At 71.5% G+C, this 12132-nt stretch carries 15 protein-coding genes; 8 read left to right on the top strand and 7 right to left on the bottom strand.

Going from position 1 to position 12132, the window contains the following annotated elements:
• Positions 1-249: 249 nt before the first annotated feature.
• From ABZU43_RS00615 to ABZU43_RS00605, 3 genes are all read left to right on the top strand, one after another.
• On the top strand, positions 250-924 hold the full coding sequence (locus tag ABZU43_RS00615; RefSeq protein ID WP_355004497.1) for an NTP transferase domain-containing protein: 675 nt from the start codon (positions 250-252) through the stop codon (positions 922-924).
• Positions 921-1187, top strand: a complete 267-nt coding sequence (locus ABZU43_RS00610) for a DUF6457 domain-containing protein (protein WP_355004496.1) — start codon at positions 921-923, stop codon at positions 1185-1187. Before ABZU43_RS00615 ends, ABZU43_RS00610 begins: the two co-directional genes overlap by 4 nt.
• 81 nt (positions 1188-1268) lie before the next feature.
• Positions 1269-2375 (top strand): hypothetical protein, encoded by a 1107-nt coding sequence (locus tag ABZU43_RS00605; RefSeq protein WP_355004495.1) that lies wholly within the window; start codon positions 1269-1271, stop codon positions 2373-2375.
• Between the two features lie 6 nt (positions 2376-2381).
• Here the strand turns inward: ABZU43_RS00605 and ABZU43_RS00600 are convergent, their stop codons facing one another.
• Both ABZU43_RS00600 and ABZU43_RS00595 read right to left on the bottom strand, forming a co-directional pair.
• Complete coding sequence (locus tag ABZU43_RS00600; RefSeq protein WP_355004494.1) at positions 2382-3338, bottom strand: zinc-binding dehydrogenase; 957 nt, start codon at positions 3336-3338, stop codon at positions 2382-2384.
• Positions 3339-3410: 72 nt separating this feature from the next.
• Positions 3411-3875: an Lrp/AsnC family transcriptional regulator gene (locus ABZU43_RS00595; RefSeq protein ID WP_355004493.1), complete on the bottom strand. Its 465-nt coding sequence runs from the start codon at positions 3873-3875 to the stop codon at positions 3411-3413.
• A 59-nt stretch (positions 3876-3934) separates the two neighbouring features.
• On the opposite strand from ABZU43_RS00595, the gene ddaH reads away from it, so the two are divergent.
• Positions 3935-4768, top strand: a complete 834-nt coding sequence (gene ddaH / locus ABZU43_RS00590) for a dimethylargininase (RefSeq protein WP_355004492.1) — start codon at positions 3935-3937, stop codon at positions 4766-4768.
• A 67-nt stretch (positions 4769-4835) separates the two neighbouring features.
• Here ddaH and ABZU43_RS00585 read toward each other — a convergent pair whose 3' ends face one another.
• On the bottom strand, positions 4836-6023 hold the full coding sequence (locus ABZU43_RS00585; protein ID WP_355004491.1) for an ABC transporter substrate-binding protein: 1188 nt from the start codon (positions 6021-6023) through the stop codon (positions 4836-4838).
• Between the two features lie 81 nt (positions 6024-6104).
• Entirely contained in the window at positions 6105-6902 is a 798-nt protein-coding gene (locus ABZU43_RS00580) for an alpha/beta hydrolase (RefSeq protein WP_355004490.1), read from the bottom strand.
• Between the two features lie 84 nt (positions 6903-6986).
• Here ABZU43_RS00580 and ABZU43_RS00575 point away from each other — a divergent pair, with 84 nt between their 5' ends.
• Complete coding sequence (locus tag ABZU43_RS00575) at positions 6987-7589, top strand: bacterial proteasome activator family protein (RefSeq protein ID WP_355004489.1); 603 nt, start codon at positions 6987-6989, stop codon at positions 7587-7589.
• Positions 7590-7591: 2 nt separating this feature from the next.
• On the opposite strand, the gene ABZU43_RS00570 is transcribed toward ABZU43_RS00575, so the two are convergent.
• The 3 genes from ABZU43_RS00570 to ABZU43_RS00560 form a co-directional block, all read right to left on the bottom strand.
• Entirely contained in the window at positions 7592-8404 is an 813-nt protein-coding gene (locus tag ABZU43_RS00570) for an HAD family hydrolase (protein ID WP_355004488.1), read from the bottom strand.
• Positions 8404-9225, bottom strand: coding sequence for an HAD hydrolase family protein (locus ABZU43_RS00565; RefSeq protein ID WP_355004487.1), 822 nt, complete (start codon positions 9223-9225; stop codon positions 8404-8406). The genes ABZU43_RS00570 and ABZU43_RS00565 overlap by 1 nt, the downstream gene beginning before the upstream one ends.
• Before the next feature lie 172 nt (positions 9226-9397).
• Positions 9398-10138 (bottom strand): hypothetical protein, encoded by a 741-nt coding sequence (locus tag ABZU43_RS00560; RefSeq protein WP_355004486.1) that lies wholly within the window; start codon positions 10136-10138, stop codon positions 9398-9400.
• 131 nt (positions 10139-10269) lie between these two features.
• On the opposite strand from ABZU43_RS00560, the gene ABZU43_RS00555 reads away from it, so the two are divergent.
• From ABZU43_RS00555 to ABZU43_RS00545, 3 genes are all read left to right on the top strand, one after another.
• Positions 10270-10701 carry an OsmC family protein gene (locus ABZU43_RS00555; protein WP_355004485.1) on the top strand — a complete coding sequence of 144 codons (432 nt, stop codon included), beginning with the start codon at positions 10270-10272 and terminating at the stop codon, positions 10699-10701.
• Positions 10702-10850: 149 nt separating this feature from the next.
• Positions 10851-11198, top strand: coding sequence for a metallopeptidase family protein (locus ABZU43_RS00550; protein ID WP_355005157.1), 348 nt, complete (start codon positions 10851-10853; stop codon positions 11196-11198).
• A gap of 128 nt (positions 11199-11326) precedes the next feature.
• Complete coding sequence (locus ABZU43_RS00545) at positions 11327-12049, top strand: AIM24 family protein (RefSeq protein ID WP_354969821.1); 723 nt, start codon at positions 11327-11329, stop codon at positions 12047-12049.
• Positions 12050-12132: the final 83 nt, after the last annotated feature.

The raw sequence follows: 12132 nt of genomic DNA, 5'->3' as shown, positions 1-12132 counted from the left end.
GGGCGAGGGGCTGGCCGGGCGACGGGTCACCGGGCATCCGGCGGCGCCGTCCGACCGATGCCCCTCCGATCCGGTCTGCCGGCGGTGCCCGGGGCGTGATCCACTCGTGTTCCTTGAAGTCGGGGTATCCCCGGCACCGGGACACCGCGATTTCGGCGAATCCGAGTGGATCATGGTGGTCGTTCGCCGCGCTGGGTTCGCGCAGCCGCCCGACGTCTGGGTGGGACCGGTCCCGGCTACGGTGGCCGGGTGGGGACGTACGCCGCTGTGGTGCTCGCGGGTGGGGCCGCCCGACGGATGGGCGGGCTCGACAAGCCCGCGCTTCCGGTCGGCGGCCGGCCGATGCGCGACCGGGTGCTGGCCGCAGTCGCCGACGCGACGCCGCGGGTGCTTGTCGGTGCGGCCGACGCCGTGCCGGCGGGCGTCCGGGTCGTCCGGGAGGACCCGCCCGGCGGGGGCCCTGTCGCCGCGGCTGCGGCCGGACTGGCGCTGCTGGACACCGACGTCACCTTGGTCGCGCTGCTCGCCGCCGACCTGCCGCTGCTCACCCGGGCCGCGATCGGCGATCTGCTGCACCACCTCGATCGGGAGACCCCCGACACCGGTTCGGCGGGCGGCCCCACCGATCCGGCACCGCCGGCTCGCGACGGCCTCGGCGGCGGTGAGCAACCCGACGGGGCGTGCTTCGTGGATGGGGACGGGCGGCGGCAGTCGCTCTGTGGCGTCTGGCGGGTGGCCGCGCTGCGGGCAGCGGTGGACCGGTTGGCGGTCGAGCGGGGCGGCAGCTTGTCCGGAGCCCCGGTCCGGGCGTTGCTGGCGGGGCTCGTCGTGTCGGAGGTGGCCTGGTCCGGCGAGGGCCCGCCGCCGTGGTTCGACTGCGACACTGACGAGGACGTACGCCGGGCGGAGGAGTGGGCGCGATGACGGTGATGGACGACTGGGTCACGGCGGTGTGTGCCGAGTTGGATCTGGACCCGACCGCGGTGCCGGTGCCGGCGGTGCTGGATCTGGCCCGGGACGTCGCCCACCAGGTGCTGCGTCCGGGTGCGCCGGTCACCGCGTACCTCTTCGGGTTGGCGGTTGGCCGGGGCGCGGACCCGGCGGACGCCGCGGCCCGGCTCAGCGCGCTGGCGGGCGCGTGGCCGGTCGAGCTGGGCGCCGACCCGACGGACCCGACGGCCCCCTGACCGCCGCTGTCCGATCCCGGTCCGGGCTGATCCGACCCACGGGCGGCGTGGGTAGGGTGATCGTGACGGACGGAGGCGATCATGACGGCTGACCACCCCTCGGCGCCGCACGGTGAGCTGCCCGGCGCTTCGACTGAGCCGGCGGAATCGATCCTGCTCGACGAGCCCAGCACCACCGACCTGCGGGCGAAGGTGACCGAGGCGTGGCGGGAGTTCGCCCGCGCGCTCGCCGTACGGCTGCGGGAACTCCCCGTCGGCGCAAACCTCGACCTGACCCTGGACCCCACCGCCTCCGGCACCGGGGACGCTGTCTATTCGATCAGCGTCGACGTGGACGCGGACCGGGTGTTGTCCGCCCGCGCGGTCGGCAACGCCGCTCTGCCGGCGGGCTACCGACTGGACCGGGGCGCGGTGGCGGACATGGTCGCGCTCGGTTGGTCCCCGCCCGGGGTGGTCGCCGGCTCTGGCGGTTCCTTCGGGCTGAACGCCACGACGGCCGAGTCGACCCAGGTCGCCACCCTGCTCTCCCGCACGCTGCGGGACGTCTACGGTGCTCCGCACCCGGCCTTCCTCGTCTATCTGGTGCACGACGCCGAGGGCGAGCCGTTGGCCGTGGAACCGCTGGGCACCGCTCGCAGCGAGTTCGGTCCGGACGCCGACGTCGAGGCGGACCTGGAGGAGGCGTTGGCCGAGGCGGCCGCCGCGCAGGTCGAGCAGGACGACGTGCTCGACCTGGCCGATCGGGTCCGAACCGTGGTCTCCACCATGTTGAAGTCGGACACCGACCGGTTGCAGATCGACTCGGACGGCGACATCACCATCCGCGCCGGTTCGGCGATGGTCTTCGTGCGGGTGCGGGACAACCCGCCCCTGGTGGACGTCTTCTCCCCGGTGCTCACCGAGGTGGAGCCGACCGAGCGGCTCTACGTCAAGCTCTCCGAACTGACGAACCGGATGCCGATCGGCCGCCTCTACTGCGCCGACGACACGGTGTGGGCGTCCATCCCGGTCTTCGGCCGCAACTTCCAGGCGACCCATCTGATGCTGGCCGTGCAGGTGATGACCGGTCTCGCCGACGAGTTGGACGACCGTCTGCACGGCGAGTTCGGCGGCAAGCGGTTCTTCGGTGAAGGTGACAAGCCGGTCCGACGCGACGAGTCGGAGCACCGCACCGGCATGTACCTCTGAGCTCGGTCAGGCCACGTCCAGCAGGGTCTTGCCGACCGTCGCGCGCGCCTCGATGGCGGCGTGCGCGTCGGCGGCGCGGTCCAGTGGGAAGCGTTGGCCGATGAGCGGTCGCAGGTGGCCGGCCGCCGCGTCCGTCAGGGCCTGTTCGGTGTACGCCCGCAGCCGGGCCGGTGGCACGTCCGGGCGGATCATGGTGACCTGCCGTGCCGTGGCGGCCTCAGTCGACACCGGGGACCACTCTCCGCTCGCCAGCCCGAAGCTGACCATCCGGCCGCCCGGCGGGAGCAGGTCGAAGGCGGCCCGGGCCACCGAACCACCGACCCCGTCGAGCACCACGTCGACCCCGCCCACCGCGGCGCGTACCTGCTCGGCCCACTCGGGCAGCAGGTAGTCGACGGCCAGTTCGGCGCCCAGGCCGGGTAGCAGGTCCACCTTGCGTCGCCCACCGGCCACGCCGATCACCAGTGCCCCGGCGCGGACCGCGAGCTGCACCAACAGGCTGCCGACACCGCCGGCAGCGGCCTCCACCAGCACCCGGTCACCGGGGCGGACGCCGACCGCCTCGATCAGCATGGTGGCGGTCCGCCCGTCGGCCAGCAGTGCCACCGCCTCGTCCAGAGCCAACCCGGCCGGCACCGCGATCGTCGCCGACGCGTCCACTGCGGCGCGTTCGGCGTAACCGCCGGAACCTCCGGTGGCGCTGACCACCCGCTGCCCGGTCAGCGCCGGGTCGACGTCCGGCCCGACGGCGGTGATCACCCCGCCGACGCCGTTGCCGGGGATCAGCGGTGGGGTGAGGCGGAACGGGCCGGGGTGACCGGCGCGCAGTTGGGTCTCGACGAAGGTGATGTTCGCGTGTGCGACGTCGATCAGCACCTGGCCGGGACCGGCGACCGGGTCCGGAGCGGGGCCGGGCACCAGCACCTCGGGCCCGCCGAACTCACGTAACCAGATCGCCCGCATGACAGCCCCCTCGGCCCCGGTGGGCTGCCTCGCCCACTCGGGGCCAGTCCATCTCCTCAACCTGGGTTGAGGTCAAGAGGTGCCGGAGGACGGGCCGACGCCGGGCGATTCGACCAGCCGCGAGAGCACGATGGTGCTGCGGGTGGAGGTCACGAAGGACTCGGCACGCAGCCGCTCCAGCGCCGTCTCCAGGTGGGCGATGTCGGCGGCGCGCAGGTGCACGAGCGCGTCCGCCTCCCCGGAGACGGTGTACGCGCCGACCACCTCGGGGTGCCGGCGGGAGGCCACGCCGATCTGCGCCGGGGTGGTCCGGCCGGCGCAGAACAGCTCGACGAAGGCCTCCGTGGTCCAGCCGACGGCGGCCGGATCAACGACGGCCGTGAATCCCCTGATCACGCCGGTGGCCCGCAGTCGGTCGACGCGACGCTTGACCGCCGGGGCGGAGAGTGACACCCGGGCACCGATGTCGGCGTAGGACGCACGGGCGTCCGCGACGAGTAACGCAATGATCCGCTGGTCTACCGCGTCTATCTGCAACGTTCCGCCTCTGGGAAGCAACGCTTGTGGCTGTTTTCAAAGTTCCACGGTACCTACTCTTGGTGACCGTGAACCAGCAGCGTTTCCCGCGAAAGCGGACATATCTCATGTGCTCGCCGGAGTACTTCGCGGTCGAGTACGCGATCAACCCGTGGATGGACGTGACCACCCCGGTCGACCGGGCCCTGGCCGTCAAGCAGTGGGACCGGCTGCGCGAGACGCTTGTCGGCCTCGGCCACGAGGTGCACCTGCTCACCGCCGAGCAGGGCCTGCCCGACATGGTCTACGCCGCCAATGGTGGCTTCGTGGTGGACGGCAGCGTCTACGGCGCCCGGTTCAAGCACGAGCAGCGGGCCGCCGAGGCCGCCGCCCACCACGCCTTCTACGACGCGCAGGGCTGGCGGTTCATCGCACCCAGCGAGACCAACGAGGGTGAGGGCGACTTCGCGTACGTGCCGGAGGCGCACGGCGGGCTCATCCTGGCCGGGCACGGCTTCCGTACCGAGATCCCGGCGCACGCGGAGGCGCAGGAGGCGCTGGGCCGTCCGGTGGTGTCGCTGCGCCTGATCGACCCCCGCTTCTACCACCTGGACGTGGCGCTCGCGGCCATCGACGACGCGAATGTCGTCTACTTCCCGGGTGCGTTCTCCGCGGCCAGTCAGCGGGTGCTCACCCAGCTCTTCCCGGACGCGGTGATCGCCGACGACGAGGACGCGATGGCCTTCGGGCTCAACCTGGTCAGCGACGGCGCGAACGTGGTGCTCAACAGCGAGGCCACCCGCCTGGCCGGCAAGCTCAAGGCGGCCGGGTATACCCCGGTCCCGGTCGAGCTGGCCGAGCTGAAGAAGGGTGGCGGCAGCGTGAAGTGCTGCATCGCCGAGCTGCGGCACTGACCCGCGAACGTTCCGGGGCCGGCCTCCCACTGGGAGACCGGCCCCGAATCGTGCTCCGGGTGGGCGTTCAGCCCAGCGTGGCCAGCTCGTTGATCAGCACGTTCGACATGACCTGACCGTCGCGCTGCACCTCGCGCAGGTACCACTTCTGCTGCGGGGTACGCGGCTGGTTGAACTGCCAGATGCCGCGCGGGCTGTCGATCTGGCCGATCTTGCCCAGGGCCAGGTTGACCTGCTGCGGCGTGGGCTTCCCACCGGTCAGCTGGATGGCCTGGTCGAGCACCTGCGCCGCGTCGTACGACGCCATCGCGTACGTGGTGGGGGTGACCTGGTACTTCTTGCGGTACGCCGAGGCGAAGACCCGGTTGGACGTGTTGTTCAGGTCGGCCGAGTAGTTCAGCGCGGTCTGGATGCCCAGCGCGTTGTCCTTCAGGTTCTCCAGCACGGCGCCCTCGGTGAGGAAGCCGGGTGCGTAGATCGGCCCGGCGAACTTCTCGCGCAGCTGCTTGATGAACTCCACCGCCGCCGCTCCGGCGAAGAAGCAGAAGACCGCTGTGGGCTTCTTGGCCAGCGCCCTGCTGATGTCCGAGGCGTACGTCGTCTTGCCGGGGTTGGAGGTGGCGCTGGTGTAGGTCACCGCGTCGCGGATCCGGGGGTCGTTCGTGCCGAAGTCCTGCCGGAAGCCGCGCACGACGTCCGGGCTGCCGACGTTCTCCGGCATGATGATCGCGACGCGGCCGTTTGCCGGCAGTTGGTCGCGCAGGTAGCGGCCGAGCGCCTTGCCGGCCTCGTCGAGCACGTACGAGGTCCGCCAGATGTAGAAGACGCTCTGCAGGCTGCTCGGTGAGGCGTTGGAGCCGATCAGCGGGACCCGGGCCTGCTCCACGGTGTCCCGGATGCCGACCATCACCGCCGAGTTGACCACCCCGGTGAGTGCCAGCACGCCCTGCTTGAGCAGGCCCTCGACGGCAGCCTTGCCCGTCTTGGCGGTGTCGCCCTCGTCGGCGGTCAGCAGCTCCACCGGGTGGCCGCCCAGCCGCTGGTCGTGCAGGTCGAGGAAGAGCTGGAAGCCATTGGTGATGTCGTCGCCGATGCTCTTGAAACCACCGGCCTGCGGCGTGATCAAGCCGATCTTGATCGGGCCCCGGTCGGCGGTCGACTCGGCGTCACCGTCTGAGCCGCACGCGGCGACGAACCCGGTCGTTCCGAGCGCGGCCAACAGTTGGAGCGCCCGCCTGCGATTCATCTGCGACACCGAGTTCCTTCCAGGGAAGCGTTGCAGGGCTGAACACCGCCCCAACGGCGTTCTACCTGGTCCGCGACGCTGCGTCAATGGCTATTGATCATCGTGCAGGGACCGCAACACGGCAAGGACCTGAGGCCAGGCGACGGCCTCCGGGTCGATCAGCCCGAAATGCTCACATCCGGGCAGTTCAACAAGGGAGATATCGGAACCCGTGGCACGCGCCTCCGCGACGAAATCCCGGCTCATCTCCACTGGAACCTGATGATCGTCAGAGCCGTGAACGACTACTGTGCGTGTTCGTATCGGTACCAACATCCGTGGATCCGCTGCCGCGTACCGGTCCGGGACGTGCGCCGGGCCGCCGCCGAGCAGCGCGGCGACCGCGCCCGAGTCCAGATCCCGCCGGTACGCCTCGCCCAGATCGGCCACCGGGGCCAGCGCGAGTACTCCGCCCACCGTCGCCGGTGCGGTGCCCGCCACGTACAGCGCCAGGTGGCCGCCGGCGGAGTGCCCGACCAGGATCGGCGCCGCCAGGCTCACCCGGCCGGGCAGCGCCTCGGCCGCCAGCGCTGGCAGCTCGGCCACCCCGGTCAGTACGTCGGTGAGGGTGCCCGGCCAGCCGCCTCCGGGCTGCCCGGTGCGGCGGTATTCCAGCTGCGCCACCGGGTAACCGGCGGCGGCGAGGGCTGCGGCCAGCGGGCCGGTGTGCCGTCGGTCGTACTCGGCCCGCCAGAAGCCGCCGTGCAGGACGACGACCAGCGGCCGGGCCGGCCCGGTGCCCGCCGGGAGGCGCAGATCGGCCACCTGATCCGGGTGGTCCCCGTACGCCACCGTCCGGTCGGGTTCGGGGGCGGGCCGGGTCAACACGGCGCGCGGGTCGACAGGCATGGCGCGACGGTAGCGCGCCCCGCCCGGGTGGTTCGGCCCCGGTAGTCGGTCCCGGGCGGCATGGGTCGCGCCCGCTGGGTAAAGATGGACCCCATGACCGAAGCGCGCTCCGCTGGACAGAACGACGAGCCCGGCCCCGACGACTCCGGCCACTCCGGCACAGTGGTGGTGGTTGGTCCGGACGGCCGCCCGATCGGCACGATGCAGACCGACGAGGGCCAGGGCGAGGACCCGACCCGCCTGGTCGAACAGCCGGCCAAGGTGATGCGGATCGGCAGCATGATCAAGCAGTTGCTGGAGGAGGTGAAGGCCGCACCTCTCGACGACGCCAGCCGCAGCCGGATGCGGGAGATCCACGAGCGGTCGATCGTCGAGCTCAAGGAGGGCCTCGCCCCCGAGCTTCGCGACGAGCTGGAGCGCATCTCGCTGCCCTTCGCTGAGGACAAGGCCCCCAGCGAGAGCGAGCTGCGGATCGCGCACGCCCAGCTCGTCGGCTGGCTGGAGGGCCTGTTCCACGGCATCCAGGCGGCCCTGGTGGCCCAGCAGATGGCCGCCCGGGTGCAGCTGGAGCAGATGCGCGGCGGCCGGCAGGCGCTGCCCAGCGGCCCCGGTGGGGTCGTCCCCGGGATGCCGGGCATCGGCCAGCCGGGCGGCGGCGAGGGCCACAACACCGGTCAGTACCTCTGACCTCAGTCCACCCCGAAGATCTTCTCCAGGTACGCCGCCACGCCGTCCTCGGTGTTCGCCGTCGTCACGTCGTCGGCGACCGCCAGGACGGCGCGGTGCGCGTTGGCCACCGCCACACCACGCCCGGCCCAGGTCAGCATCGGCACGTCGTTCGGCATGTCGCCGAAGGCCAGCACGTCCGCCGCGGCCACCCCGACCTGGTCGCAGTACCAGGCCAGCCCCGCCGCCTTGGTCACGCCGGCCGCCGAAATCTCCACCAGCCCGGAGGACGACGAGTGCGTGGCCTCGGCCAACCCCGCCACCGCCGTGGCGATCAGCTCGGCGAAGGCATCCGGGTCCTGCTCGCCGGCTCGGGCGAGGAGCTTCACCGCCGGAACGGAGAGCAGCTCCTCCGGCGTCTCGACCGGTCGGATGCCGCTGGCGTCGGCGTCCCAGCGCAGCGGGTAGTGCTCCTCGTGCCGCATCTCCCGGCTGTCCAGGATCTCCACGGCGAAGCTGATCCCGGGCACCTCGGCCCGTAGCCTCCGGGCCACCTCGGCCAGGTGGTGCGGGGCGAGCGGGTTAGCCCGCACCACCTCGTCGGAGAACGGGTCGTAGACCACGGCGCCGTTGGCGCAGACCGCCGGCAGCGGTCGGGCGAGCTGGTCGTACACCATCTTGAGCCAGCGGACCGGACGGCCGGTGACCAGGACGACCGGCGTGCCCTGCGCGGAGATCCGCGCGAGCAGGTCGGCGGTGCGTGGGCTGACGGTGTGGTCGTCGCGGATCAGCGTGCCGTCGATGTCGGTGGCGATGAGGCGGGGTGTGTCTCGCATTAGCGGGACAGTAGCCGGTCCAGATACACCGCCACCCCGTCGTCGTCGTTGCGCAAGGTCACCTCGTCGGCGACGGCACGCAACTCGGGGTGCGCGTTGGCCACGGCCACCCGCGACCAGCCGGCCCACTCGAACATCGGCAGGTCGTTGGGCATGTCGCCGAAGACCAGCACATCGGCCGGGTCGACCCCGAGGGTCTGCGCCACCACTGTCAACCCGGTCGCCTTGTCCACGCCGGGCGGGCAGATCTCGATGAAGCCGAGCCCGGCCTGGGTGAGTGTGGCGACCTGCGGCGGGACGATCCGGCGGGCCACCGCCAGCAGCTCGTCCACGTGATGGTCGGCGGTCCGGGCAAACGCCTTGATCACGTCGCAGGCGAGGCACTCGTCGCGTGTGCGCGCCTCGAAGCGGTCCTGGTACGGCCAGCTCTCGTGGTAGTCGCCCCACAGCGGGGCGTCGTGCTCGTCGGACGCCTCGACCATCACGGTCAGCGGGCCGACCTCCGCCTCCAGATCGGCGAGGAGCCGAGCCAGCACCTCGGCGGGCAGCCGCTCGTCGCGGAGCACCACCGGGCCGCTCGGGTCGCTCTGGTCGACCACCCGTCCACCGCCGGCCATCACCAGGAAGTCGGCGGCGCGGATGTCGTTGCGGGTCAACTCGGTCAACCGAGGGCCGCGTCCGGTCGCGCCGACCACCGGAATTCCGGCGGCGCGCACCCGGTCGAGCACCCCATGGGTGTACGCGGAGACGGTGTCATCGCTGCGGACCAGCGTCCCGTCGAGGTCGGTCGCGATCAACTTGGGCAGTCCCGGGCGGGTCATGGTTCCTCCTTCGCCCGCCGCCGTCGCACCGCCAGGGTCAGGGAACCCGAGTCTCGGAGTGACGGCGGGTCAGCAACCGTACCTCGCGGAATGGGTCGCATCCATGACTTCCAGGCGAATCGGACGCCAACTCCCACCCACTCCCGGGCGGTGGGCGGGTGAAGGGGGCCGGTCAGGGCTGGGAGTCGGGGCGGGCGAAGGGGGCGGCGGGGGTGACCGTCAGGTCGGCCGGAGACGGAAGGCCGTCCTCGATCGGGTCGGGGTCCCGGCGGCGGCGCCAGGGGCGCGGTGCTGGCGCGTCGCCGGGCCGGTCATCGTCCGGTGGGCCGCCGAACACGGCGGGGGGCGCGGCGGGAGTCAGTCGCAGAGCGGCAGCGAACAGCACACAGGCGACGAACGCCATCACCAGCCCACGGCCGTACTCGATCCGAAAACCGTCCTCGAGCGAGTAGAAGAAGTTTCGCTGACCGGGGTTGTCGAGGCCCGCGGTGGCGGCCACCAGCAGCACCAGCAGGGCACCGGCCAGGGTGAGGCCGGCCAGCCGGGCGTTCGGCCGTACGGCCGCCGTGCCGCGCAACGTCAGCGCCACGGCGCAGACGAGGGCGATAAGCCCGACCAGGTAGCCGACCCCGAAGCCACCGACCTCGGACACCCCGGCGGGCACCTCGATCGTCGTGTTGCCCTCGGGCCCACCGTTCGGCAGGCTCATCACCAGCCACTCACCGACGAGCGAGGCGATCGCGGCCACCGCGCCCAGACCGGCGAGCAGCAGGGGCAGCCGGGGATCCTGCGCGAGGTCAGCCAGGGACCAGGCGAAGCGGCGTCGCCGGGCCGGCTCGTCGGCACCCCACTCGATCACCGCAGGGGCCTCGGAGCGGTCGCCCTGCCGCGGGATCGGAAGCTCCTCGGACATCGGCCACCCTTCCGCCGGTCACGGACCTGGGTCGCATCATGGCACAGCAAGCTGGTGGTGACAGGGATCGCAGGGCTGGCGCGCGCGCCGGTCTGTCGCCCGATGGTCGCCTTTCCGCTAGCGTTTGCCCCATGCCTATCCGTACCGCTTCAGCACAATGGCAGGGCAATCTCACCGAGGGCGCGGGCACCATTCGCACCGGTAAGGGCGGCCTGTCCGGCAACTACTCCTTCAAGTCGCGCTTCGAGGAGGGTGAGGGCACCAACCCCGAGGAGCTGATCGCCGCCGCGCACGCCGGCTGCTTCTCGATGGCGTTCTCCAAGGCGCTTGCCGACGCGGGCTCGACGGCCACCTCGGTCGAGACCACCGCCAAGGTGCACCTGGACAAGACCGACGCCGGCATGACCGTGACCCGGATCGACCTGGAGACGGTCGGCCAGGTCCCGGGGATCGACGAGGCGGAGTTCCAGAAGCTCGCCGAGGCCGCCAAGGCCAACTGCCCGATCTCCCGCCTGCTCTCGCCGGGTGCCGAGATCACCCTCAACGCCCGCCTGGCTGCCTGAGCCAGCCGGCCCACACCGTACGTCCACGGAAGGAGCCTCCGCCCGGTTGCGGGTGGTCGCTTCTTCCGTGCATGTGCGGATGACAGTCACCGTCGTCCAACAGGACCGGGCCGCGTGCGCCAGCGTCGGGCACAATGGGCGAGGTGCCGGTGGAGATGAGCCGTGAGCGCTTCGAGGAGTTGGTCGGCGAAGCCCTCGACGAGGTGCCCGAAGAACTACTCGGCCTGATGAACAACGTGGTGATCCTGGTCGAGGACGACCCACCACCGGGAGAGGTCGACCTGCTCGGCCTCTACGAGGGGCACGCGCTCACCGAGCGCGGTTGGGGCTACTCCGGTGTGCTGCCCGACCGGATCTTCATCTACCGCCGTCCGATCCTGCGGATCTGTGACAACGACGACGACGTCATCGACGAGGTGGCGGTGACGGTGGTGCACGAGATCGCCCACCACTTCGGCATCGACGACGCGCGGTTGCACGCGCTCGGCTGGGGCTGAGCCCCGCCGCTCGACGCCCGCCCACCCGCGCCACGCGAACGCGCCGCGCCGCCCCTCCGACGGCCGGTGCTTGCCGAGGTCGCCTACCGTCGGTGCAGCGAACGCGACCCTATTCAGGAGGCCCTTTCATGCGCAGCGAGCTGTTCTCCGCGGAGAACCTGGAGAAGGAGTCCGCGCAGCCCGGCATGCGGTTGCAGAACTCCAAGATGTTGAAGATCGAGCTCAACGGCGAGGCGATGGCCCGGGTCGGGTCGATGGTCGCCTACCAGGGGAATGTGCAGTTCCAGGCGTTGGGTTCAGGTGGGCTCGGCAAGTTCCTCAAGCAGAAGCTCACCGGCGAGGGCGTCCCGCTGATGAAGGTCACCGGGCAGGGTGACGTCTTCCTCGCCGAGCTGGCCAAGGACGTGCACATCATCGACCTGGAGCCGGGCGACGCCCTCTCCATCAACGGCAGCAGCGTGCTCGCCTTCGACTCCACCCTCCAGTACGACATCAGGATGGTCGGCGGCGCCGGGATGGCGTCCTCGTCCGGCCTCTTCAACTGTGTGTTCAGCGGCTACGGGCGGATCGCCATCACCACCAAGGGCACCCCGGTCGTGCTGAACGTGGACGCTCCGACGTACGTCGACCCACAGGCTGCGGTCTGCTGGTCGGCCAACCTCCAGACCGGCTACCACCGGGCCGAGCAGCTCGGCCTCGGCACTCTGCTGGGGCGCCGCACCGGTGAGTCGTTCACGATGAGCTTCGCCGGTCAGGGCTTCGTGGTGGTGCAGCCGTCCGAGGAGCCACCGGTCATGGGCAGTGGCCAGCAGCAGCAGGAGGGCGGTCTGCTCGGCGGTCTGCTGAGCTGATCGACAGTCGCGCGACGCGCACCTGATCCGTAGAGCTGACCGCGGCGGCGCGGGCGTTCCCGTTCCCTCGGGGGCGCTCTGCG

Origin of the sequence: Micromonospora sp. NPDC005205 (assembly GCF_040608275.1) — a bacterium.
GTDB lineage: Bacteria > Actinomycetota > Actinomycetes > Mycobacteriales > Micromonosporaceae > Micromonospora.
Note: the sequence above shows the minus strand (reverse complement) of the source record. Positions and strands in the feature narration are given on the sequence as shown.